The sequence below is a fragment of the Brevundimonas sp. Leaf168 genome (assembly GCF_001423685.1).
Lineage (GTDB): Bacteria > Pseudomonadota > Alphaproteobacteria > Caulobacterales > Caulobacteraceae > Brevundimonas > Brevundimonas vesicularis_C.
Genome location: NZ_LMOY01000012.1, coordinates 116985 through 138158 on the forward strand (window position 1 = coordinate 116985; position 21174 = coordinate 138158).

Below are 21174 nucleotides of genomic sequence, written 5' to 3' on the forward strand. Positions count from 1 at the left end.
GCCTGATGAAGTGCCCTTTTTGCGGTCATCAGGACACCCAGGTTAAGGACAGCCGCCCGTCGGACGACGGCTCGGCCATCCGACGCCGCCGGTCCTGCCCGAACTGCAACGGGCGCTTCACGACGTTCGAACGCGTGCAACTGCGTGAGCTGGTCATCCTGAAACGCAACGGACGGCGCACGCCCTTCGATCGCGACAAGCTGGAACGCTCGCTGGGCGTGGCCCTGCGCAAACGCCCGGTTCAGGCCGATCAGGTCGAGCAGATGGTCAACCGGATCGTCCGCCAGCTGGAAAGCCTGGGCGAGACCGAAATCCCGTCCAGCACGGTCGGCGACTTCATCATGAAGGCGCTGAAGGGCGTGGATGAGGTGGCCTATGTCCGCTACGCCTCGGTCTACAAGGATTTCCGCCACACTGGCGACTTCGCCAAATTCCTGGGCGACGAAGGGTTCGACGAACCGTCCGGCAAGGCCTGATGCGGGTCACGCTGAAACTGGCGACCTCCCTGGACGGGCGGATCGCCACGGCCTCGGGCGAGAGCCAGTGGATCACCGGCGAGGCGGCGCGGCTGGAGGGTCACCGCCTGCGCGCGGGGCATGACGCCATCCTGGTCGGTGTCGAGACGGTTCTGCACGACGATCCCGAACTGACCGCCCGTCTTCCGGGCCGCAGCGTGGATCAGCCCTTGCGCGTCGTGCTGGACAGTCGTCTGCGCACGCCGCAGGCGGCTAAGGTCGCAAGCGAAAACACCCTAATCCTGACCGCTGCGGAGCCGCACAGTATCGGCGCCGCCAAGGTGGTGCAGGTCGCCGCCGAGGACGGTCGTCCGTCCATCCCGGCCGTGCTGAAAGCCTTGGAAGCCGCCGGCGCAACCTCGCTTCTGATCGAAGGCGGCGGTCAGGTCGCGGCGTCTTTCCTGCGCGCCGATGCCGTCGATGTGCTGGAATGGTTCCGCGCCCCGATCCTGCTAGGCGGGGAGGGGCGGCCCTGCGTCGCCGCCCTGGCTCTTGCAAAGCTGGCGGACGCCCCCAAGTTCCGTCGCCTGGGCGTCGAGCCCGTCGGGGACGATCTGTGGGAACGCTACGCCCGTCTCTGACGCCGTCCAATTAGACGATTAGACGAATTAGACGGTATTTTTCTCCCAAGGGGTCCAGAGTCCAAATGTTCACCGGCATCGTCACCGACATCGGCCGCGTCCGCGAGGTCCGCGAGACCGATCGCGACCGCCGTTACGAGATCGAGACCGCCTGGAACACCGACGGCATCGACCTGGGTGCCTCCATCAGCCACGCGGGCTGTTGCCTGACGGTGACCGATAAAGGCCCCGGTTGGTTCGCCGTCGAGGTGTCGAACGAGAGTCTGTCCAAAACCACCCTGGGCGCCTGGAAGACCGGCGACGGCGTCAATCTTGAGCGGGCCGCCAGGCTGGGCGACGAGATGGGCGGCCATGTCGTGTCCGGGCACGTCGACGGTCTTGGTCGGGTCGTTTCGATCACGCCCGAAGGCGGATCGCACCGGATCGAGGTCGAGGCCCCGGCGCCTCTACACCGCTATATCGCCGCCAAGGGCTCCATCACGGTGGACGGCGTGTCTCTGACCGTCAACGCCGTCGAGGGTCAGGTCTTCTCGCTGAACATCATCCCGCACACCTGGGACGTGACGACCCTGGGCCGCTTGCAAGTGGGCGATCCGGTCAATCTGGAGATCGACATGCTGGCGCGATACCTTGCGCGGTGGCAGGAGACCGCGTGATGCAAGCCCAGGCCGCAAACATGAACGACAGCCCCATCAGTCCCATAGAGGACATTCTGGAAGACGCCCGCAACGGCCGTCCCTACATCCTGGTGGACGCCGAGGATCGCGAGAACGAAGGGGACATCATCATCCCCGCCCAGTTTGCGACGCCGGACCAGATCAACTTCATGATTCGCCAGGCGCGCGGCCTGGTGTGCCTGGCCCTGACCGCCGAGCGCGCGCAGCAGCTGCGTTTGCCGCCGATGGCCGCCGACAACCGCGAGAGCATGAAGACCGCCTTCACCGTTTCGATCGAGGCCAAGGACGGCGTCACCACCGGCATCTCGGCCGCCGACCGCTCGCGTACCATTCATGTCGCGACCGATGCGTCAAAGGGCATGGACGACATCGTCTCGCCGGGCCACATTTTCCCGCTGGTCGCGCGCGACGGCGGCGTTCTGGTCCGCGCTGGCCACACTGAGGCGGCCGTGGACATCAGCCGCATGGCCGGCCTGACCCCCGCCGGGGTGATCTGCGAGATCATCAAGGACGACGGCGAGATGGCGCGGATGCCCGATCTGGTCGCCTTCGCCCAGTTGCATGGGCTGAAGATCGGCACCATCGCCGACCTGATCGCCTATCGCCGCCGCACCGAACGCTTCGTCGAGCGGATCATGGATACGCCGTTCGAGAGCGTTCACGGCGGCCCGTTCCGTCTGATGCTGTACAAGAACACCATCGAGGGCGCCGAGCATGTAGCGCTGGTGAAGGGGCGCATCGATCCGGCCAAACCGACCCTGGTGCGGATGCACCAGGTGGACTTTGCCTGCGATCTCTTGGGCCACGTCGAGGCGCGCCAGGATTATGTGCCCAGCGCCCTGAAACAGATCACCGAGCATGACGGTCCCGGCGTCGTCGTCTTCCTGCGCGACCCGTCGCTGAACTCGCTGGCCGAACGTCTGGCGGGCGCGGACAAGCCGGCGGCGATGGATCGATCGCTGCGCGCCTATGGCGTGGGGGCCCAGATACTGCTGGATCTGGGTGTCAGGGATATGATCGTGATGAGTTCGACGCGACCCGAACCGACGGCGTTGGAAGGCTATGGCCTGCGCATCGTCGGCTGGCGCGACATGGATGGAGAAACCAAGGCGTGACCGAAGCCCCCCGTATTTTGATCGTTGAGGCGCGCTTCTACGACGATCTGGCCGACGCCCTGCTGGAAGGGGCCAAGGAGACGCTGAAGGCGCGCGGCGCCGACTTCGACGTCATCACCGTGCCCGGCGCGCTGGAGGTGCCGCCGGCCATCGCCCTGGCCGAGGAGGCGGGGCGCTTTCCGACCGCCCCCCGCTATGACGGCTATGTCGCCCTGGGCACAGTCATCCGTGGCGAGACCTATCATTTCGAGATCGTCTCCGATCAGTCGGCGGCCGGCATCATGGCGCTGGGCGTCAAGGGCGTCATCATCGGCAACGGCATCCTGACGACCGAGGACGAAGATCAGGCCTGGTATCGGGCCCGTCTTTCGGAAGGGGATAAGGGCGGCGGCGCGGCCAAGGCGTGCCTGGACCTCATTGCATTGAAGAAGCGGTTGCGTCATGGCGTCGGCGCATGACTGAACCGAACAGCGTCAAAGCCGTCCTCGAACAACTCGCCGAAGCCGAAAAGCAGCGCGCCGAGCCGAATCTGAGCTCCAAACAGCGTCGCGCCCGCACAGTGTCGCGTCTCGCCGCCGTCCAGGCCCTGTATCAGATGGAACTGGCGGGCGAGGGCGTGGAGACGGTGATCACCGAATTTTCCAACTTTCGCTTCGACGCCGACATCGAGGGCGAGGCCCTGGCCGAAGCCGACGAGGCCTATTTCGCCGACATCGTGCGCGGCGTGATCGAAAGCCAGCGCGACATCGACACGGCCATCAAGGCCCGCCTGGCCTCCAACTGGAAGCTGGAGCGGATCGACGCCACCCTGCGCGCCCTGCTGCGGTCAGGCGCCTGGGAGTTGATCAAGCATCCCGAGACCCCGCGCGAGGTCGTGATCGACGAATATGTCGAACTGGCCAAGGCCTTCTTCGACGACGCCGAGGCGCGCTTCGTCAACGCGGCGCTGGACGGCGTGGCCAAAGACACCCGCAAATAATGCCGGCGCTCGACGTCGCGGGCGAGTTCGAGACGATCGAGCGGCTGTTCAAGCCCCTGGCCCATCCTGAGTGGGGCAGGGGGCTGGCCGACGATGTGGCGGCGCTGCCATCACGCCCCGGCTATGACCTCGTCCTGACCAAGGACGCCCTCGTCGAGGGCGTGCATTTCCTGCCCGACGATCCGCTGGACACGGTCGCCCGGAAGCTGCTGCGGGTGAACCTTTCGGATCTTGCCGCCAAGGGCGCTGAGCCGTTCGGCTATCTGCTGGCCTGCTTCTGGTCGGAACGCTGCGGCTGGCCCGAGCGCGAGGCCTTTGCTTCCGGCCTGGCCGAGGATCAGGCGCGGTTCGGCGTTCATCTGCTCGGCGGGGACACGGTCAAGACGCCCGGCCCGCTGTCCTTCTCTCTGACGGCCTTGGGGTGGGCGGCGACGGGCAAAGCCGTTTCTCGCGCAGGCGCACAGGTCGGCGACCTCGTCTTCGTCACCGGCGTGATCGGGGACGGCCTTCTGGGGCTCAAGGCGGCGCAAGGACAGTTGGCTCTGTCGCCTGAGCGGATCAAGGCCTTGATCAGCCACTACCGGATGCCGACGCCACGCACCGACTTCGCCGACATCGTGCGCGAGTACGCCACCGCATCCGTCGATGTGTCGGACGGCTTGGCCGCCGACCTAGCCCACATTGCGCAGGCCAGCAGGGTCGGCGTGTTGCTCAATCTGAACGTCCTGCCCCTTTCCGCAGCGGCCCAGTCCTGGTTCGACGACCGGGTCGATCCGCAGCTATCGCTGGAAGATCTGGCCAGCGGCGGCGACGACTATGAGATCGCCTTCACCGCTCATCCGCGCCACGAGGACGCCCTGCGTCGCGAGGCCGAGCGCCGGCTGATTCGCCTGACCCGCGTCGGCGAGGTCACCGCAGGTCGGGGCCTGACGGTCATTTACGACGGTCAGTCCGTGCCGATGTCCAGAAACGGCTGGACCCACGGCTGACCCGGCAAGGGAATCCTAACGCCCGTCCGGCATGATGTCGTGATGGACCGTAGAACCCTGATCGCCGCCGGAACCGCCGCACTGACCGGCGCCGCCGCCAATCGCGCCGCCGCCTCCGGCAGCGAAACGGACTCTGCGCCTGCGGCCCTGAGCATCGCAGGCCTCGGCTTGCCCGTCATCGAGGGCGGGCGTTTGCGGAACTACGTGTTCGTCGCCCTCCGACTCGAACTGGGCGCCGGCAAGACCGTCGAGCAGATGAAGCCCAGGGAAGCCTTCTTCCGCGACGCCGTCGTCCGCGCGGCCCACAAGACGCCCTTCACCGTGCCCGGCGACTGGACACGGCTGGACGAGCGGGCCCTGTCCGCGTCGCTGGTGGCGGCGTCTGCGGCGATCTCGGGTCGCGGCTCCGTGCGACGCGTCGAGGTCGTCAGCCAGTCGCCGCGTCGCCGAACGGGCATGCAGACCGCCCGCTGAACGGGCTGACCGACCGCTGTTGCGTCACTCCGCCTGCCATGACAGGCTCCCTTGGCAAATCCCAAAGAACGCACTGACGCGTTCGCCGCGTGCGGGGGGACCGGAAGGCGGACAGAGGCGATAACGCCCGACCGCGCCAAGGCCTGCGCGCCTGTTTGCAAGGGCATGGAAACGCCAATGACGAACTCACTTACGCTGGTCTTCGCGGCCGGTGTGCTGGCGGTGCTGTATGGCGCCGCGCAGACCGCCGTGCTGATGAAGGCGAGCACCGGCAACGACAAGATGCGAGAGATCGCCGCCGCGATCCAGGAAGGCGCCTCGGCCTATCTGAAGCGGCAATATCTGACCATCGGCATCGTCGGGATCGTGATCCTGATCGCCGCCTATTTCCTGATCGGCGCTTACGCCGCCGTCGGCTTCCTGATCGGCGCCGTCCTGTCCGGTGCGGCCGGTTACGCCGGGATGCTGATATCGGTGCGGGCGAATGTGCGCACGGCTCAGGCGGCGTCCGAAAGCCTGTCCAAAGGGTTGAACCTGGCGTTCCGCTCGGGCGCCATCACGGGCATGTTCGTAGCCGGCGGCGCCCTGATCGGAGTGTCAGGCTACTACATCGTGCTGACCCAGCATCTGGGCTTGGCCTCGACAGGCCGTGAGGTGATCGACGGGCTGGTGGCGCTGGGCTTCGGCGCCTCCCTGATCTCGATCTTCGCACGCCTGGGCGGCGGCATCTTCACCAAGGGCGCCGACGTGGGCGGCGACATGGTGGGCAAGGTCGAGGCCGGCATTCCCGAGGACGATCCTCGCAACGCCGCGACCATCGCCGACAATGTGGGTGACAACGTCGGCGATTGCGCCGGCATGGCGGCCGACCTATTCGAGACCTATGCCGTGACGACTGTCGCGACCATGGTGCTGGCCGCGATCTTCTTCAGGGGCCAGCCCTATGTAGATCTGATGATGGTGCTGCCGCTGGCGATCTGCGCGGTATGCATCGTGACCTCCATCATCGGCAGCTTCTTCGTGCGGCTGGGCAAGTCCAACAACATCATGGGCGCTCTCTATCAGGGACTTATCGTCACCGGCGTTCTGTCCATCGGCGCGGTCTGGTGGGTGATCGACCAGATGGTGACGGGGCCGATCGTGACGGTCAGCGGTCTGGAAATCCAGCCGATGGCGCTGTTCTGGTCCGGTATGGTCGGCTTGGCCGTGACGGCGGCGATCGTGGTCGTGACCGAATACTATACCGGATCCGGCTTCCGTCCGGTGCGATCGGTCGCCAACGCGTCGGTGTCCGGGCACGGCACCAACGTCATTCAGGGCTTGGCCGTCTCGCTGGAGGCGACGGCGCTGCCGGCGCTGACGATCATCGTCGGCATCGTGGCCAGCTTCCAGCTGGCCGGCCTGTTCGGCATCGCCATCGCCACCACGACCATGCTGGGTGTGGCGGGAATGATCGTGGCGCTGGACGCCTTTGGACCCGTGACCGACAACGCCGGCGGCATCGCCGAGATGGCCGGTCTGCCCAGCGATGTGCGGCATTCGACCGATGCTCTGGACGCCGTGGGCAACACGACCAAGGCCGTAACCAAGGGCTATGCGATCGGTTCGGCGGGCCTCGGCGCGCTGGTGCTGTTCGCCGCCTATACGTCGGATCTGCAGTTTTTCTCGGCCAACCCGGCGGACTACCCCTTCTTTGCGGGTATGGGAGAGATCGCCTTTGATCTGACCAATCCCTACGTCGTCGTCGGGCTGCTGTTCGGGGGGCTGCTGCCCTTCCTCTTCGGTGGGATGTCGATGATGGCGGTGGGACGGGCTGCCGAATCGGTCGTTGCGGAAGTGCGGCGCCAGTTCCGCGAGAACCCTGGCATCATGACCTATGAGGTGAAGCCGGAGTACGGCCGGGCGGTCGACATCCTGACCAAGGCGGCGATCCGCGAGATGATCGTGCCGTCGCTGTTGCCGGTGCTGTCGCCGATCGTCCTGTTCGTCGCGGTGCTGGCCATTTCGGACAAGGCGAACGCTTTCGCAGCCCTCGGCGCCATGCTGATGGGCGTGATCGTCACCGGCCTGTTCGTCGCCATTTCGATGACTTCAGGCGGCGGCGCCTGGGACAACGCCAAGAAGGTGATCGAGGAAGGCTTCACCGACAAGAACGGCGTCGTCCATGGCAAGGGTTCGGAAGCCCACAAGGCGGCCGTGACCGGCGATACGGTGGGCGATCCTTATAAGGACACGTCCGGTCCGGCGGTGAATCCGATGATCAAGATCACCAACATCGTCGCCCTGCTGCTGCTGGCGGTGCTGGCGAGCGGGACCATCGGCTAGGCTAAACCACAGCCATTACGAAAACGCCCCGGAGAGCGATCTCCGGGGCGCCTGTCTTTTGGGGAAAGAGCCGCTTTAGTCGGGGCGGCGCTGGCCGGGTGTATCGTCCTCGGTGCGGGGCAGTTGGCCACGACCGACGTTGCCCAGCAGTTGCTCCAGAACCGTCAGCTCACGACCGCGCGTCGGCGTCTCGTTACGGTTCATGGCGATCTGCTCGCCGTCCGTCAGGCCCAGGGTTCGCACCGACGCCACCTGATCGCCCTGTGGGACGAAGGTGATTTCAGTCACCGTGCGCGTCGAAACCTTGGGCAGGTTGTAGGTGTATTTCTCGGTCGTCTGACTGATGTAGTACCAGACCTGATCCGGCTCGAACGTCGAAGTGGTCGAAGGCGAACCCAGCTTGGCGAGGACGGTTTCCTTGGTGTCCGTGCCGGCGACCACGTCTTGGGGCTTGGCGTCGATGGCCTGGAAGCCGTTGGAGCCGATGGTCGGCGCGCAGGCGGCGGACAGGCCGGCCAGCGAAACAGCGACGAAAAGCGGGACGAAACGGGACATGGTCGGGCGCCTGCGAGAGAACAAGGTCTTTGACCTAGACGGACCTGCGTCCTAGTTCAACGGCGCGGCGGAAAAGGGGCCGTTGGAACCCATGCTGAAAAACCTGTTCAAACCCCGGTCCGGCGTCCGTCTCGGCGACGATCTCTACGCCAAGGCCGTCAGCCAGGCCCGCAATCCGGCCTTCTACACGCGCCTGGCGGTCGACGACCGCATCGACGCGCGATTCGAGCTCTACACGCTGCATGTGCTGTTGCTGGTGCTGCGGCTGCGCGATGAGAACACGGCTCAGGGCCAGGATGCGGCTCAGGCGGTGTTCGACGTTTATGTCTCGGCGCTGGATCACGTCCTGCGCGAGGAAGGCGTGGGCGACGTCGCCGTCGGCAAGAAGATGCGCAAGCTGGGCGAAGCCCTCTACGGCCGGATGAACGCCTATGAGCAGCCCCTGCGCGCCGGCGATGCGGCGGCTTTGGCGGAGGCGATGGCGAAGAATGTCTATGTGGACCCGCAAGCGCCCCATGCGGACACATTGGCGCGCTATGCGCTGACGACACGCGCGGCCCTGGCGGCGCAGGATTTCAACAAGGTGCTGGCGACGCCGGCCTGGGCGGAAGTTTGAAAGAGATGAGCGCGACGCTCCCCTACAGCGAAACGGTGCGGGTCAATCAGATCGGCGCGGGCCTGAGCCGCCGGCTGGAGCCGGATGCAGACACTCGCAAGCGAATCGCCCGCAGCCTCGATCTTCAAGGGCTGGACGATTTCGCCGTCGATCTGGAAATCAAGCCGACGCCGTCAACCAGCGAATGGACGATGAACGGCAGGGTGACCGCACATGCGGTGCAGACCTGCGGCCTGACGCTGGAGCCCTTGCCAGTCGATGTGGATCGCCGGTTCTCCATTCAGCTTGTCGAAGCCAAGCCCCAGGAAACCGACGAGATCGAGGTCACGCTGGATGAAGAAGACGCCGACGTGATCGAGGACGGCAAGATCGACCTGGGCCAATATGCGGTCGAGCAGTTGGTGCTCTCGCTTGATCCGTTCCCGCGCAAGCCGGGCGCGGAGTTCGTGCAACCTGAGGAGCCGACGGAGATTTCTCCGTTCGCTGCCCTGAAGGCGCTCAAATCCAAAGACGACCAAGGCTGAGGTTGACGTAGGGGCCGGGTGGTTGCATCCCCCGGCGTCGGCGCTATCGTCCAGCGCATCCTGCCAAGCGTCGCGCGACAAGACGACGCGGCCACAAGAGGTCCATTTGCCAGCCCCAGTTACGATCTCGCTTGACGCCATGGGCGGCGATCACGGGCCCTCCGTCGTCGTTCCCGGCATCCGCAGCTATATCCGGACCCATGACGGGGAGGGGGTTCGCTTCCTGCTGCATGGCGATGAGGCCAAGATTGTTCCGGAACTGGCGCGTTGCGGGCTGCCGGCGGACCTCTGCGAGATCCGCCACACCGACAAGGTCGTGGCCATGGACGAAAAGCCGGCCCAGGCCATGCGCCGGGGCAAGGGCTCCAGCCTGTGGAACGCCATCGAGGCGGTGAAGACGGGTCAAGCCGGCGGCGTCGTCTCGGCCGGCAACACCGGCGCCCTGATGGCGATCTCGAAACTGATTCTGCGGATGTCTGCGCCCGGGCTTGAGCGTCCGGCCATCGTCGCCAGTTGGCCCACCTTCAAGGGCCATACGGCGGTTCTGGACGTCGGCGCCAACATCGGCAGCGACGCGGAGCAACTGATCGAGTTCGCCATCATGGGCGAAGCCTTCCAGTCCGCAGTGCGCGGCATCGCCCGCCCGACAATCGGCCTGTTGAACGTCGGTTCGGAAGACATGAAGGGCAACGAACAGGTCAAGGAGGCGCACGCCATCCTGCGCGACGGGCCGTTCGATCTGAACTATCACGGCTTCGTCGAGGGCGACGATATCGCCAAGGGCACGGTGGACGTGGTGGTGACCGACGGCTTCACAGGCAATATCGCGTTGAAGACCGCCGAAGGCACGGCGCGCTATATTTCCGCCCTGTTGAAAGAGGCTTTGACCTCCAATCTGCAATCCAAGCTGGGCGCCGTCATCGCCATGCCGGCGTTGAAGAAAATGCGCCAGAAGATCGACCCCAGCGCCATCAACGGTGGCCCCCTGTTGGGCCTGAACGGTATTGTGGTGAAGAGCCATGGCGGCGCGGACGCCAAGGGATTCGGCAACGCCATCCGCATCGCTGTCGATCTGGCCCGCAGCGACTATATGAGCAAGGTGGGGGACAACCTGGGCAAGCTGGATACGGTGTTCGACCATGCCGCCAAGCCCGCCTCAGCCGTGGGAGAATCCCTGCAGTGACCGTCACCCGCAGCGCCGTGACAGGCGTCGGCTCTTATCTGCCGGACGAGATCGTCACCAATGCCGACTTGGCCAAGTTCGTCGACACCTCCGACGAATGGATCCAGGAGCGCACCGGGATCAAGCAGCGTCATAAGGCGCGTGATGACCAGCCGACCAGCGATCTGGCGGTCGAGGCCGCCAAGAAGGCGCTCGCCGACGCGGGCAAGGGGGCGTCAGACGTCGATCTGATTATCGTGGCCACCACCACGCCCGACATGACCTTCCCGGCCGTCGCGTCGATCGTCCAGGCCAAGCTGGGCGCGAGCGTCGGCATCGCTTTTGACGTGCAAGCCGTCTGCTCCGGCTTCGTCTATGCGCTGAGCGTCGCCGACGGCTTCGTGGCGCGCGGTCTGTCGAAATGCGCTCTGGTGATCGGGGCCGAGGAGATGACGCGGCTGATGGACTGGACCGACCGGACCACCTGCGTCCTGTTCGGCGACGGGGCCGGCGCCGTGGTGCTGGAACCGCGCGAAGGGCAGGGGACGTCGGACGACCAAGGCATGTTGGGCTTCGCCTTGCGCGCTGACGGTTCCAAGACCGATCTGCTCTACGTCGATGGCGGCCCGGCGACCACGGGGACCGTTGGCCACCTGCGCATGGCCGGAAACCAGGTCTTCCGTCATGCCGTCGTGAATATCGCAGAGGGCATCACCGCCGCCTGCGCCGCCGCTGACATCCAGATCGCGGATGTCGACTGGTTCGTGCCGCACCAGGCCAACCAGCGAATCATCAAGGGCGTCGGCGACCGGCTGGGTCTGGATGAGAAAAAGGTGATCTCCACCGTCGCCACCCACGCCAACACCTCGGCCGCCTCGATCCCGCTGGCGCTGGATGCTGCGATCCAGGATGGACGGATCAAGAAGGGCGATATGGTGCTGCTTGAAGCCATGGGCGGCGGCCTGACCTGGGGCGCCTGCGCGCTTCGGCTCTAATCGACATCGAGGCATTGATTTTTCGGGGGCATTGCGCCCCTATGGATGCGAGCGGATCGCATGACAGCGGGGATACGATGGCAGGCCAACAGACCGTGACGCGCGCCGACTTGTGCGAAGCCGTGCATGAAGAGGTCGGCCTGTCGCGTCAAGAATGCTCCAGCCTGGTCGAGCGCACCCTGGAACTGATCGTCGAATCGCTTGAGCGCGGCGAGACGGTGAAACTGTCCGGCTTCGGCGTCTTCCAGGTGCGTGAGAAGCGCGCAAGGATGGGCCGTAATCCCAAGACGGGCGAACCGGCGGCGATCAATCCGCGCCGGGTCATCAGCTTCCGCGCCTCACAGATCATGAAAAGCCGGGTTCACGACGCCGTCGTCGAGGCCTGATCGCGGTGGCCAAGAGCGCCGACGCCTTCCGAACCATTTCCGAAGCGGCCGAAGAGGTCGGTGCGCCGCAGCATGTCCTGCGGTTCTGGGAAACAAAGTTCGATTTCGTCACGCCGGTCAAACGAGCCGGCGGTCGGCGCTTTTATCGGCCTCAGGACATCGCGGTGCTGAAGGCGGTCAAACGTCTTCTGCACGACGACGGGCTGACGATTCGCGGCGTCCAGCGTCTGCACAAGGAGCAGGGGCTGAAAAAGCTTATCGGGGCGGAGGCCGCCGCATTGATCGACGACGGCGATGTCACGTTCTCTACGGCCATTTCCGATGTCGCGCGGGCCGAAACCTCGAAATTGCATCAGGTTCTGGCCGATCTGGAGCAGGCCAAAGCGCGTCTGGACGCCGTTCTTTGACGGTAGGTGGAAAAGTCGTTTTAGCGTTTGCGGACAGCGATCCCCCCGTCTATAGGGAGCGCCTTCGGAGCGTGGCGCAGCCTGGTAGCGCACTTGACTGGGGGTCAAGGGGTCGCAGGTTCGAATCCTGTCGCTCCGACCATTCTTGAAAGAGAATGATGATGGTGGGGTCGTCCTTATGGGCGGCCCCATCGCCGTATCTGGGCCCAGGTTAGACGCTCAGCCGCGCTCGGCCCATCGCAGCAGCGGGATGAGCGGCAGGCCCCAGGCGGTCCCGCCGATGCCGAAGAACAGGAAATCGATCCACTGCGACGGCGGCAGCATTCCGCGCAGGGCGATCAGGCCCCAGACCCAGAAAACGAGAAAGAGCAGCACGCCGATCGCGGCGACGAAGCGACGCAGACGCGGCGGCATCAGCGCTTGTTCCGGAACAGGAAGAAGGCGACCAGACAGATGCCCGATCCCACGAGCGCCCACGGCACCCAGACCCAACTGTCCATCGTGCTGACCGCGAAGACCCGCACCGCCAGAAACCATCCGCAGGCCAGTCCGATCCCGGACACCAGGCTTGTGCCGCCGAAGCCGCGCCGGCCCGTCAGAAGGTCCGCGATCCAGGCCAGCAGCAGGCCGCCTGCGACGGCGGCGGCGATATCGGCGTATTGCAACCCTGATCTCCTGCGGCGACAGCGCCGTTAACTCAATCCGACTCGATCTTGTCGCTTGGGGCGGGCATACCGCACCGGTCGCGTCTGGTCTTCGTTCGACGCGACACCATATCCGGGTCAGTGTCAGGCGTCGAATGAACCGTTTCGGAAATCCAGATCGTAACCGCGCCGTCGCCGTGTGGCTGTTCGCCACGGCCGCCGTCGTCTTCCTGATGGTGGTGATCGGCGGCATCACGCGGCTGACGGGCTCTGGCCTGTCGATCACGGAGTGGAAGCCCATTATGGGCGCCATTCCGCCTCTGAACGACGCGCAGTGGGCCGAGGCCTTCGAGAAGTACAAGCAGATCCCGCAGTACGCGCAGGTCAACGCCGGCATGAGCCTGGGCGAGTTCCAGGGTATTTTCTGGTGGGAGTGGCTGCACCGGCTGATCGGGCGTCTGGTGGGTATGGTGTTCGCGCTGCCGCTGATCGTCTTCCTGCTGTGCCGTCTGGCGCCGGCCCGGTCGGTATTCCACCAGTGGGCCATGCCCAACCGCCTGATCTGGCGTTGTGTCCTGCTTCTGGCGCTGGGCGGCCTTCAGGGCCTGATCGGATGGTGGATGGTGTCCAGCGGCCTGTCCGAGCGTGTCAGCGTGGCGCCGGAGCGTCTGGCGACGCACCTTGGTCTGGCGTTCGTCCTGTTCGCCGCCCTGATCTGGACGGGGCTAGAGGCCTGGAACGGTGAGGATCACGGCCGGCCGCCGTCGGGTTGGGCCAGGGGCGCCGGCCTCCTGCTAGGCGCGGTGTTCCTGCAATGTCTGCTGGGCGCCCTCGTGGCCGGCGGTCATGCGGGGCTTGTCTATACCGACTGGCCGCTGATGAACGGCGCCGTTTTGCCGCCGGCCGACTGGAGCCTGGGCGCGGCCGCCTTCCTGCATGATCAGGCGCTCACGCAGTTCAATCACCGACTGGTCGCCTATGGTCTGCTGATCGCCGTCAGCATCTATGCTTTCCAGGCATGGCGCTGGCGCGTCGCCGAAGGGATGGGCTTGGCGGCCTTTACCTTGGCGGGTGTGATCTGGTTCCAGGCTCTGCTGGGGATCGTGACCCTGGTGCACGCGGTTCCGGTGTGGCTGGGCGTGCTGCACCAAGCAGGCGCCGCGATCGTGCTGGCGACGGCCACCGTGAACCTTTGGCTGGTGCTGCGGGCTCAGCCGCGCATCTTCATGTCCGGACCGAGGACCATGGGCCTCTAATCGCCAGGGTCATGCCGGGGTACATGATGTTGACGAACAGCACTTCGCCATCCGGCGAGAAGCAGGCGCCGGCAAACTCCGAGTTGCCCGTGAAGACGTTGCGGGCGATCGTATAGACCTTTCCCTCTGGCGTGACGCCTTTCAGGTGATTGCGCACCTCGGAGGAATAGTTGTCCTCGCACAGGATCAGGTGTCCCCAAGGCGCGATGGTGATGTTGTCGGCCATGTTCATCGTCTTTGGATCAGTGCTCTCGACGAACAGCTGAAGACGATCGGCGGCGCCGTCGAAGCTGGGAACAAGGCGCAGCACCTGACCGCGGCGGATCGGCCCGCCCGAGGTTGCGGTGAAATACAGCTCGTCATCGCCCCACCAAACGCCTTCTCCTCGGGCGACCCAGGCCGCGCCGGCTGCATGACCGCGCTTGGCCAGGTCGCCATTGGGGGATTCGACGTCGTTCAGATCGATCCATTCGATCTCCCTCCAGTCGCCGACAGCCCAAGTGCGAGCGTCCTGATTGCGGGTGTCGGCCGAGGGTGCGCCTTTCCAGGCCATCGCCTGAAGCCGGCCCCCCTCGATCAGCTTGCCGGGCGCATTGGGAATGAAGCGATAGAAGAGGCCGGCGTTGTCGTCTTCGGTCAGATAGACGACGCCCGTGCGGTGATCGACGCAGACGGCCTCGTGATCGAACCGGCCCATCGCCTTGAGAGGCACGGGATCGACCAGGCCAGTCGCGGTCGCCGGCACTTCGAAGACCCACCCGTGGGCCTTGGTCACATCGGCGTCGGCCGGCGTCTCCAGCGTCTCCTCGCAGGTCAGCCAACTGCCCCACGGCGTCGGCCCGCCGCAGCAGTTGGTCGAGGTGCCGGCCAGCGTCAGATGCCGGCTGACCATCTGGCGGGTCGCCAGATCATAGATGATGGTGGAACAGCCGCCGGGCAGGGGGCGGCCATTCTTGTAGTTGTCGTAGCCCCTCGTTGCGTCCAACAGGTCAAGCCGTTCCTCCCGCAGGCCGCCTGGACCCAGGTTGCGATGCAGGCCGCTGGAGCCCTTCAGCTCGTGATTGACAACCAGGGCCACGCGAGACCCTTCAAGCGGGAAACAGGCCATGCCGTCGGGCTGTCCCGGAGCGAACAGGCCGTCGTCCATCGTGTCGCCGCTCTGGGCCACGACCTGATAGGAAAAGCCTTCGGGCAGATCGAGCAGTCGATTGGGATCGCGCAGCAGCGGGCCGTAGCCATGGACATCGTTGACGTAGGTCTCTTCACCCGCCGTCTGAGCGGCGGCGTGACGCGCCAGTCCCGAGAAGGCGGCGGCTGCGCCCGTGGCGATCAGACCACGACGATGAAGGATCATGAGGGGCTCCAAAGCTGTCGCCGTTGCGATGCCCGCCTATAATCATGGTTTGATGACGTTTTGTGTTACGCCGTAACGCTGCTCACGTTATTTACGCTGGGTATTTTAATACCGTATTTGAAAAACTGTGTTTGAACAATACGTTGTGGCACATGCGGTGTTATCGTGTGCGTTGACGCGACCAATCGTCTCCTGTATCAGCGCGCCTTCATTCGGTTCCCTCGGGGGCCGGACCCGATTTTCGTCTCCAGGAACCCCCTCATGCTGAAGAGCACTACGGCTTCGTTGAAGCCGGCCGAGGTCGAGAAGAAGTGGATCCACATCGACGCCGAAGGCGTCGTGGTGGGCCGCCTTGCGACCTTCATCGCCAACCGTCTGCGCGGCAAGCACCGCGGCGACTACACCCCGCACGTCGATTGCGGCGACTATGTCGTCGTCACCAACGTCGACAAGGTGGTGTTCACCGGCAAGAAAAACACCGACAAGATCTACTATCGCCACACCGGTCACCCGGGCGGCGTCAAGTCGACCACGCCTGAGAAGGTTCTGGGCGGCCGCTTCCCCGAGCGCGTGCTTGAAAAGGCCGTCGAGCGCATGCTGCCCAAGGAAAGCCCCTTGGCCCGCAAGCAGATGACGCACCTGCGCCTGTTCTCTGGCAACCAGCACGACCACGAAGCCCAGCAACCGGAAACGATCGACTTCAAGTCGGCGTCGCCCAAGAACACCCGGAGCGTCTGAGCATGACCGACGTGACCAACACCGAAACCGCAACCGGCTTCGACGCGCTGAAGGGCCTGAGCTCTTCGGTCGAGAACGACGCCCCCGTCTATGTCCAGAAGCTGGACGCCCAGGGCCGCGCTTATTCGACCGGCAAGCGGAAGAACGCCATCGCTCGCGTCTGGGTGAAGCCCGGCACTGGCAAGATCACCATCAACGGCAAGGACCAAGAGCAGTATTTCGCTCGTCCCGTGCTGCGCATGATGATCGCTCAGCCGCTGACCGTCTCGGACCGCGCCACGCAGTATGACGTGATCTGCACCGTCGAAGGTTCGGGTCTGTCGGGACAGGCCGGCGCCATCCGCCACGGCCTGTCGCACGCCCTGACGCACTTCGAACCGGAACTGCGCAAGGTCCTGAAGCCGCACGGCTTCCTGACCCGCGACAGCCGCGTCGTCGAGCGCAAGAAGTACGGCCGCGCCAAGGCTCGCCGCAGCTTCCAGTTCTCGAAGCGCTGATCGCGTTTACGCGGTTTGGATTTGGGGCGCTTCGGGGAGACCCGGAGCGCCCTTTTTCTTGAGTGCATATCTAGGAAGTCACGCAAACGTGACAGATCGAATGGAATTCGAACCCATGGCCGGTCATTGGCTTTGAGAGGGAGGTTGAGGTTCCGCTCTAAGCATCAAACCCTGAAAGCACCTCGGTTCTATGGTTCTGCGCTTGACCGCTTTGCACATTTGCGCCCCCATACCCGAAGGGATTGCACATCAGTTTCGCTAATGCGGAGATGTGCCCAGTGTCCAGAAATCGCAAACTGCAAGACCGACCTATGCATTCGGTTTCGCTGAAGGTGCTTGGCCTGAGCATCGACGGCAAAGGTCTGGCAGGCGTGATAGCCGTACCTGTTGTCCTTCTGATCATCTGCTTGGCAGGCGTGACTTTGGGGAATGGCGCCGCATGGCTTGCCAGATTGTCCACACAGTCCAACGCCATTACTGAAAACGCCCCGGCAGTGGCCGGAGTGAAGGATTGAGTAGTTGACCCACACTATCTTCATCGACGGCGAGGCCGGCACCACAGGGCTGGAGATCCGTGAGCGGCTGGAGGCGCGCCCGGATCTGGAGCTCATCCTGCTGGGCGATCGTCGGCGCGATGTGGATGCGCGGCGCGAAGCCCTGAACGGCGCCGACGCCGTGATCCTGTGCCTGCCCGACGATGCGGCGCGTGAAGCTGTGGCCATGATCGAGAATCGGTCAGTCAAGGTGATCGACGCCTCGACCGCCTATCGGGTCGCGCCTGGCTGGGCCTATGGATTCCCCGAAATGGATGCGGGACAGCGCGATCTGATCGCACGGTCGTCGTTCGTGTCGAATCCCGGCTGCTATCCCACCGGCTTCATCGGCCTGATGCGACCGCTGGTGAAGGCGGGGCTGGTTCCGACGACCTATCCGGTCACGGTCAATGCGGTCTCGGGCTACTCCGGCGGCGGCAAGGCGATGATCGCCGAGTTCGAGGCGCCGGGGGCGGCAACCGCCTATCGCGCCTATGGTTTGTCGCTGAAGCACAAGCATGTGCCGGAAATGACAAAACACACGGGGCTCAGCCGCGACGTGCTGTTCGCCCCTGCGGTCGGAAACTATCGTCAGGGCATGCTGGTTGAGGTTCCGCTGCATCTGGCCGCCTTGCCGGAGACGCCTTCGGTCGAGCGCATCCACGGCGCGCTGGTCGAGGCCTATGAGGGGCGGCAGTTCGTCGAGGTCGCAGACCTGGAAGAGACCGAGGCCCTGTCGGGGCTGGAGCCCGAGGGCCTGAACGGCACCAATCGCTTGCGCCTGCACGTCTTCGGCGACCGCAACGGCGAACAGGCGCGGCTGGTCGCTTTGCTCGACAATCTGGGCAAGGGCGCGTCGGGCGCGGCGGTGCAGAACCTGAACATCATGCTGGGCCTGGATGAGGCGACCGGTCTGATCTGAGGTCTGAAACCATTCGGCGGCGTTCGTCGTATCAGGGACATGACCCAGTCCCTGATCCTGCATCGCCGGGGCCTTCTGATGGGCGCCGGCGCGCTCGCCCTGTCCGCCTGTTCGCCTGAGACGTCCGAAGCCGGGGAGGGGCAGTACGCAGCCTCGCCCTATCGTCGGGTGTCCGATGCGGATTGGCGACGACGCTTGGGCGACGCCTCCTGGCGCGTGATGCGGCACGAGGGGACGGAGCGTCCCTATTCCAGCCCGCTCAACGATCAGCATGCGCGCGGGACGTTCGTCTGCAAGGGCTGCGATCTGCCGCTGTTCCGATCGCAGTGGAAGTTCGATTCCCACACCGGCTGGCCCAGCTTCTATGACGTCATCGCCGCCAATATCGGCAAGAAGCGCGACCTGGCCATCGGCATTCCACGCACCGAATACCATTGCGCACGCTGCCTGGGACACCAGGGGCATGTGTTCGACGATGGTCCGCGTCCGACGGGGCTGCGCTACTGCAACAACGGCGTGGCGCTGAAGTTCGTCTCGGCCTAGGCGCGACGGGCGCGCACGGCTGAATCGACGGTCAGGCCGAAGATGACCGAGGCGATGATCACCAGCAGCCCATAGTCGTGACCGGCGAAGAAAACGGGCGCGCAGGCCATGGCGATGACGATCAATGGAAACAGTCCGGCCCACACCGCCGTGCCCGGCGTGCTGACGTGGATCAGCGGCTGAGCGACCGGTCGTTTCATCGCGCGCGCCATCCGTTCGTTAAGCAGGACGAAAGCGGCCGCGCAGATGACGGCCGAGATCACGTATTTGACCGTGTTGCCCGGTTCTCCGAACAGGCTGGCCGTCATGATCAGCAGGATCAAGGCGACGCCTGTGCTGACGGCGAGCAGGGCGTTGGGTTCGAGACGGTTCAAGACTTCACTTTCACATAGCTGCCCGGCGCCGGCTCGATGGGCTTGAGCGGGCCCTTGGCGGGGTCGCGGGCGGGGATTTGAGCGCCGGAACGCGCGCCGAGCCAGGCCGACCAATGCTCCCACCAGCTGCCGGGATGTTCGACGGCGTCAGCCTGCCATTCGGCCAAGGTTGCGGGCAGGGCAGGGTTGGTCCAGTGCTGATACTTCTTTGCGGCGGGGGCGTTGATGACGCCGGCGATGTGACCTGACCCGGCCAGGGTGAAGGTCACATCCTTGCCGCCAAACAGTTTGGCGGACCGGTAGACCGAGTTCATCGGCGCGATGTGATCCTCGCGACTGGCTTGGAAATAGAGCGGGATCTCGACCTTCGACAGGTCCGCCGTCAGGCCACCGATCTCGAACTGCCCCTTGGCCAGGGCGTTTGCCCCGTACATCTGACGAAGATAATCGAGATGCAGGGTCTTGGGCATGCGCGTCTGATCGGCGTTCCAGAACAGCAGGTCGAAGGCGGGCGGATCCTTGCCCAGCAGATAGTTGCTGATGAAGAAGGACCAGATCAGGTCGTTGGACCGCAGGGCGTTGAACGTTTCCGCCATGGCCGCGCCCGGCAGGACGCCGCCCGCGGCATCCATCTGACGCTCGATCTCGGCGATCCAGTGCTCGTCGGTGAACAGAAGCAGGTCGCCGGCCTCGGCGAAGTCATGCTGAGCGGCGAAGAAGGTGGCGGCGGCGATGCGCTTGTCGCCCTTGGCCGCCATATGCGCCAGACCAGCGCCAAGCAGGGTGCCGCCGATGCAATAGCCCACGGCATTCAGCTGCTTGGTTCCCGCCTGCTCCAGCGTCTTCTCGACCGCGCGATAGATGCCCTTTTCCAGATAGTCGTCGAAGCCGAAGCCGGCCTTGTCCTTGTCCGGATTGACCCAGGAACAGACGAAGACCGTGAAGCCCTGAGCCGACAGCCAGCGGATCAGCGAGTTCGCCGGCTGCAGGTCCATGATGTAGAATTTGTTGATCCAGGGCGGGAAGATCAGCAGCGGGATTTCGTGCTGACTCTCAGTTGAGGGTGCGTACTGGATCAGTTCGAACAGCTCGTCGCGCCAGACGACCTGGCCCGGCGCCGTGGCGAGGTTCTCGCCGACGACGAACTTGCCATAGTCGGCCTGGCTGATGCGCAGCGATCCGCCGCCACGTTCCAGATCGGCGGCGAAGTTCTGCATGCCCTTCACCAGCGATTCCCCGCTGGTCTCCGCCAAGGCCTTCAGCGCGACGGGATTGGAGGCCAGGAAGTTGGACGGCGAGAAGGCGTCGGTCAGCAGGCGGGTGAAGAACTGGGCGCGACGTTTGAGAGTCGGATCGACGTCCTCGACCCCAGCGATCAGGCCGTTCATCCAGTCCGACGTCAGCAGATACGACCGCCGCATCATGTCGAACATCGGGTTTTCAGACCAGGTAGGGTCTTTGAACCGCTTGTCGACCGGCGCGGGATCGGGCTCCTTGCCGGCCGCCTGACGCGCCGTCGATGACCAGAGCTGCATATAGCGGCCAAACAGGTCAGCCTGGGCCTGAATCATCTTGTCGGGCTGGGCGGCTAGGCTGGTCATGACTGACGTCATGGCCGGCGCGACGTTGAAGGGATCGGCGGAAAGGGCGGCCGGGCGATCGGCCTGGGTCAGCGCCGCCTCGGCGATCGCGCTCTGGGCCATCATGGCCGCCTTGGCCAAGTTCATCGACAGGGTTTCGATCAACTCGGCCTGGTTGGGCGTCGCAGCAGTCGGCTCAGGGGTCGGCTGTGCATGGGTTTCAGAGTTAGCTTCCCGCGTTTCGGCAGGTTTCGACTTGGGTTGACGAGGCGGGCGGGGCTTGGCGGACGTCGGACGTCCGACCTTGCGTGCGGGGCGGTCGGGGGCGTCTGTCGGCGTTCTGGGAGTCTTGGCCATGATCGTCCTTCGCGCATCCTGCGCCAGAGGGTGGTTCATCCACCCTTCCGCGCACCGCGATGATGGCATAAGACCA

General features: G+C 64.9%; 27 protein-coding genes and 1 tRNA gene. 22 read left to right on the forward strand and 6 right to left on the reverse strand.

From position 1 onward, the window contains the following. Positions 1–5 precede the first annotated feature (5 nt). From nrdR to ASF81_RS13050, 9 genes are all read left to right on the forward strand, one after another. Positions 6–476 (forward strand): transcriptional regulator NrdR, encoded by a 471-nt coding sequence (nrdR, locus tag ASF81_RS13010; protein ID WP_039245113.1) that lies wholly within the window; start codon positions 6–8, stop codon positions 474–476. After that, the gene (locus tag ASF81_RS13015) at positions 476–1096 is read left to right on the forward strand and encodes a RibD family protein (RefSeq protein WP_055809199.1); all 621 of its coding nucleotides are present in this window, start codon (positions 476–478) and stop codon (positions 1094–1096) included. The genes nrdR and ASF81_RS13015 overlap by 1 nt, the downstream gene beginning before the upstream one ends. Positions 1097–1161: 65 nt before the next feature. Continuing rightward, positions 1162–1752, forward strand: a complete 591-nt coding sequence (locus ASF81_RS13020) for a riboflavin synthase (RefSeq protein ID WP_055809203.1) — start codon at positions 1162–1164, stop codon at positions 1750–1752. After that, positions 1752–2888 carry a 3,4-dihydroxy-2-butanone-4-phosphate synthase gene (ribB, locus tag ASF81_RS13025; protein ID WP_055753613.1) on the forward strand — a complete coding sequence of 379 codons (1137 nt, stop codon included), beginning with the start codon at positions 1752–1754 and terminating at the stop codon, positions 2886–2888. Before ASF81_RS13020 ends, ribB begins: the two co-directional genes overlap by 1 nt. Then, entirely contained in the window at positions 2885–3346 is a 462-nt protein-coding gene (ribH, locus tag ASF81_RS13030) for a 6,7-dimethyl-8-ribityllumazine synthase (RefSeq protein ID WP_017503913.1), read from the forward strand. Before ribB ends, ribH begins: the two co-directional genes overlap by 4 nt. Then, a complete protein-coding gene (gene nusB, locus ASF81_RS13035; protein ID WP_017503912.1) occupies positions 3343–3867 on the forward strand; it encodes a transcription antitermination factor NusB in 525 nt (174 codons plus the stop codon). The genes ribH and nusB overlap by 4 nt, the downstream gene beginning before the upstream one ends. Beyond that, positions 3867–4856: a thiamine-phosphate kinase gene (gene thiL, locus ASF81_RS13040; RefSeq protein WP_055809206.1), complete on the forward strand. Its 990-nt coding sequence runs from the start codon at positions 3867–3869 to the stop codon at positions 4854–4856. The genes nusB and thiL overlap by 1 nt, the downstream gene beginning before the upstream one ends. 42 nt (positions 4857–4898) lie before the next feature. Next, positions 4899–5330 (forward strand): hypothetical protein, encoded by a 432-nt coding sequence (locus ASF81_RS13045; RefSeq protein ID WP_055809209.1) that lies wholly within the window; start codon positions 4899–4901, stop codon positions 5328–5330. A 177-nt stretch (positions 5331–5507) separates the two neighbouring features. Beyond that, positions 5508–7655, forward strand: coding sequence for a sodium-translocating pyrophosphatase (locus tag ASF81_RS13050; RefSeq protein ID WP_055809212.1), 2148 nt, complete (start codon positions 5508–5510; stop codon positions 7653–7655). A gap of 75 nt (positions 7656–7730) precedes the next feature. Here the strand turns inward: ASF81_RS13050 and ASF81_RS13055 are convergent, their stop codons facing one another. After that, complete coding sequence (locus ASF81_RS13055; RefSeq protein WP_017503908.1) at positions 7731–8210, reverse strand: outer membrane protein assembly factor BamE; 480 nt, start codon at positions 8208–8210, stop codon at positions 7731–7733. Positions 8211–8301: 91 nt separating this feature from the next. Here ASF81_RS13055 and ASF81_RS13060 point away from each other — a divergent pair, with 91 nt between their 5' ends. The 7 genes from ASF81_RS13060 to ASF81_RS13090 all read left to right on the forward strand — a co-directional run bounded on the left by ASF81_RS13060 (position 8302) and on the right by ASF81_RS13090 (position 12442). Next, positions 8302–8826: a ubiquinol-cytochrome C chaperone family protein gene (locus tag ASF81_RS13060; protein WP_055809214.1), complete on the forward strand. Its 525-nt coding sequence runs from the start codon at positions 8302–8304 to the stop codon at positions 8824–8826. A gap of 5 nt (positions 8827–8831) precedes the next feature. Beyond that, on the forward strand, positions 8832–9350 hold the full coding sequence (locus ASF81_RS13065) for a DUF177 domain-containing protein (protein WP_055809217.1): 519 nt from the start codon (positions 8832–8834) through the stop codon (positions 9348–9350). A 139-nt stretch (positions 9351–9489) separates the two neighbouring features. Beyond that, positions 9490–10533 (forward strand): phosphate acyltransferase PlsX, encoded by a 1044-nt coding sequence (gene plsX, locus ASF81_RS13070; RefSeq protein ID WP_055809220.1) that lies wholly within the window; start codon positions 9490–9492, stop codon positions 10531–10533. Then, complete coding sequence (locus tag ASF81_RS13075) at positions 10530–11507, forward strand: beta-ketoacyl-ACP synthase III (RefSeq protein ID WP_055809224.1); 978 nt, start codon at positions 10530–10532, stop codon at positions 11505–11507. The genes plsX and ASF81_RS13075 overlap by 4 nt, the downstream gene beginning before the upstream one ends. 77 nt (positions 11508–11584) lie before the next feature. After that, positions 11585–11893 (forward strand): integration host factor subunit alpha, encoded by a 309-nt coding sequence (locus ASF81_RS13080; RefSeq protein ID WP_026108237.1) that lies wholly within the window; start codon positions 11585–11587, stop codon positions 11891–11893. 5 nt (positions 11894–11898) lie between these two features. Next, entirely contained in the window at positions 11899–12300 is a 402-nt protein-coding gene (locus ASF81_RS13085; protein WP_055809228.1) for a MerR family transcriptional regulator, read from the forward strand. A gap of 65 nt (positions 12301–12365) precedes the next feature. Continuing rightward, positions 12366–12442, forward strand: a tRNA-Pro gene (locus tag ASF81_RS13090). A 77-nt stretch (positions 12443–12519) separates the two neighbouring features. Here ASF81_RS13090 and ASF81_RS13095 read toward each other — a convergent pair. Both ASF81_RS13095 and ASF81_RS13100 read right to left on the reverse strand, forming a co-directional pair. Further along, entirely contained in the window at positions 12520–12714 is a 195-nt protein-coding gene (locus ASF81_RS13095; protein ID WP_017503901.1) for a DUF2842 domain-containing protein, read from the reverse strand. Then, positions 12714–12965: a hypothetical protein gene (locus tag ASF81_RS13100; RefSeq protein WP_017503900.1), complete on the reverse strand. Its 252-nt coding sequence runs from the start codon at positions 12963–12965 to the stop codon at positions 12714–12716. The genes ASF81_RS13095 and ASF81_RS13100 overlap by 1 nt, the downstream gene beginning before the upstream one ends. A gap of 134 nt (positions 12966–13099) precedes the next feature. On the opposite strand from ASF81_RS13100, the gene ASF81_RS13105 reads away from it, so the two are divergent. Beyond that, a complete protein-coding gene (locus tag ASF81_RS13105; RefSeq protein ID WP_055809231.1) occupies positions 13100–14200 on the forward strand; it encodes a COX15/CtaA family protein in 1101 nt (366 codons plus the stop codon). On the opposite strand, the gene ASF81_RS13110 is transcribed toward ASF81_RS13105, so the two are convergent. Then, positions 14169–15554 carry an alkaline phosphatase PhoX gene (locus tag ASF81_RS13110; RefSeq protein WP_055809234.1) on the reverse strand — a complete coding sequence of 462 codons (1386 nt, stop codon included), beginning with the start codon at positions 15552–15554 and terminating at the stop codon, positions 14169–14171. The two genes, ASF81_RS13105 and ASF81_RS13110, sit on opposite strands and share 32 nt — an antisense overlap. A gap of 261 nt (positions 15555–15815) precedes the next feature. Between ASF81_RS13110 and rplM the strand changes: the two genes are divergently transcribed. From rplM to msrB, 5 genes are all read left to right on the forward strand, one after another. After that, positions 15816–16292 carry a 50S ribosomal protein L13 gene (rplM, locus tag ASF81_RS13115; RefSeq protein WP_055809236.1) on the forward strand — a complete coding sequence of 159 codons (477 nt, stop codon included), beginning with the start codon at positions 15816–15818 and terminating at the stop codon, positions 16290–16292. 2 nt (positions 16293–16294) lie between these two features. Continuing rightward, complete coding sequence (rpsI, locus tag ASF81_RS13120; protein ID WP_017503896.1) at positions 16295–16789, forward strand: 30S ribosomal protein S9; 495 nt, start codon at positions 16295–16297, stop codon at positions 16787–16789. A 311-nt stretch (positions 16790–17100) separates the two neighbouring features. Beyond that, positions 17101–17304: a hypothetical protein gene (locus ASF81_RS15110; protein WP_156363269.1), complete on the forward strand. Its 204-nt coding sequence runs from the start codon at positions 17101–17103 to the stop codon at positions 17302–17304. 4 nt (positions 17305–17308) lie between these two features. Continuing rightward, positions 17309–18244: an N-acetyl-gamma-glutamyl-phosphate reductase gene (gene argC / locus ASF81_RS13125; RefSeq protein ID WP_055809240.1), complete on the forward strand. Its 936-nt coding sequence runs from the start codon at positions 17309–17311 to the stop codon at positions 18242–18244. Positions 18245–18283: 39 nt separating this feature from the next. Continuing rightward, on the forward strand, positions 18284–18787 hold the full coding sequence (gene msrB / locus ASF81_RS13130; RefSeq protein ID WP_055809244.1) for a peptide-methionine (R)-S-oxide reductase MsrB: 504 nt from the start codon (positions 18284–18286) through the stop codon (positions 18785–18787). Here the strand turns inward: msrB and ASF81_RS13135 are convergent. Both ASF81_RS13135 and phaC read right to left on the reverse strand, forming a co-directional pair. Beyond that, a complete protein-coding gene (locus ASF81_RS13135) occupies positions 18784–19161 on the reverse strand; it encodes a hypothetical protein (RefSeq protein ID WP_055809247.1) in 378 nt (125 codons plus the stop codon). The two genes, msrB and ASF81_RS13135, sit on opposite strands and share 4 nt — an antisense overlap. After that, the gene (gene phaC, locus ASF81_RS13140; protein WP_156363271.1) at positions 19158–21098 is read right to left on the reverse strand and encodes a class I poly(R)-hydroxyalkanoic acid synthase; all 1941 of its coding nucleotides are present in this window, start codon (positions 21096–21098) and stop codon (positions 19158–19160) included. The genes ASF81_RS13135 and phaC overlap by 4 nt, the downstream gene beginning before the upstream one ends. Positions 21099–21174 lie beyond the last annotated feature (76 nt).

What these genes read in the sequence shown, in the direction of transcription:
- nrdR (WP_039245113.1), top strand. Translation starts at nt 6, where the DNA reads ATGAAGTGCCCTTTTTGCGGTCATCAGGACACCCAGGTTAAGGACAGC.
- ASF81_RS13015 (WP_055809199.1), top strand. Translation starts at nt 476, where the DNA reads ATGCGGGTCACGCTGAAACTGGCGACCTCCCTGGACGGGCGGATCGCC.
- ASF81_RS13020 (WP_055809203.1), top strand. Translation starts at nt 1,162, where the DNA reads ATGTTCACCGGCATCGTCACCGACATCGGCCGCGTCCGCGAGGTCCGC.
- ribB (WP_055753613.1), top strand. Translation starts at nt 1,752, where the DNA reads ATGCAAGCCCAGGCCGCAAACATGAACGACAGCCCCATCAGTCCCATA.
- nusB (WP_017503912.1), top strand. Translation starts at nt 3,343, where the DNA reads ATGACTGAACCGAACAGCGTCAAAGCCGTCCTCGAACAACTCGCCGAA.
- thiL (WP_055809206.1), top strand. Translation starts at nt 3,867, where the DNA reads ATGCCGGCGCTCGACGTCGCGGGCGAGTTCGAGACGATCGAGCGGCTG.
- ASF81_RS13045 (WP_055809209.1), top strand. Translation starts at nt 4,899, where the DNA reads ATGGACCGTAGAACCCTGATCGCCGCCGGAACCGCCGCACTGACCGGC.
- ASF81_RS13050 (WP_055809212.1), top strand. Translation starts at nt 5,508, where the DNA reads ATGACGAACTCACTTACGCTGGTCTTCGCGGCCGGTGTGCTGGCGGTG.
- ASF81_RS13055 (WP_017503908.1), bottom strand. Translation starts at nt 8,210, where the DNA reads ATGTCCCGTTTCGTCCCGCTTTTCGTCGCTGTTTCGCTGGCCGGCCTG.
- ASF81_RS13060 (WP_055809214.1), top strand. Translation starts at nt 8,302, where the DNA reads ATGCTGAAAAACCTGTTCAAACCCCGGTCCGGCGTCCGTCTCGGCGAC.
- ASF81_RS13065 (WP_055809217.1), top strand. Translation starts at nt 8,832, where the DNA reads ATGAGCGCGACGCTCCCCTACAGCGAAACGGTGCGGGTCAATCAGATC.
- plsX (WP_055809220.1), top strand. Translation starts at nt 9,490, where the DNA reads ATGGGCGGCGATCACGGGCCCTCCGTCGTCGTTCCCGGCATCCGCAGC.
- ASF81_RS13080 (WP_026108237.1), top strand. Translation starts at nt 11,585, where the DNA reads ATGGCAGGCCAACAGACCGTGACGCGCGCCGACTTGTGCGAAGCCGTG.
- ASF81_RS13095 (WP_017503901.1), bottom strand. Translation starts at nt 12,714, where the DNA reads ATGCCGCCGCGTCTGCGTCGCTTCGTCGCCGCGATCGGCGTGCTGCTC.
- ASF81_RS13105 (WP_055809231.1), top strand. Translation starts at nt 13,100, where the DNA reads ATGAACCGTTTCGGAAATCCAGATCGTAACCGCGCCGTCGCCGTGTGG.
- ASF81_RS13110 (WP_055809234.1), bottom strand. Translation starts at nt 15,554, where the DNA reads ATGATCCTTCATCGTCGTGGTCTGATCGCCACGGGCGCAGCCGCCGCC.
- rplM (WP_055809236.1), top strand. Translation starts at nt 15,816, where the DNA reads ATGCTGAAGAGCACTACGGCTTCGTTGAAGCCGGCCGAGGTCGAGAAG.
- rpsI (WP_017503896.1), top strand. Translation starts at nt 16,295, where the DNA reads ATGACCGACGTGACCAACACCGAAACCGCAACCGGCTTCGACGCGCTG.
- ASF81_RS15110 (WP_156363269.1), top strand. Translation starts at nt 17,101, where the DNA reads ATGCATTCGGTTTCGCTGAAGGTGCTTGGCCTGAGCATCGACGGCAAA.
- msrB (WP_055809244.1), top strand. Translation starts at nt 18,284, where the DNA reads ATGACCCAGTCCCTGATCCTGCATCGCCGGGGCCTTCTGATGGGCGCC.
- phaC (WP_156363271.1), bottom strand. Translation starts at nt 21,098, where the DNA reads ATGGCCAAGACTCCCAGAACGCCGACAGACGCCCCCGACCGCCCCGCA.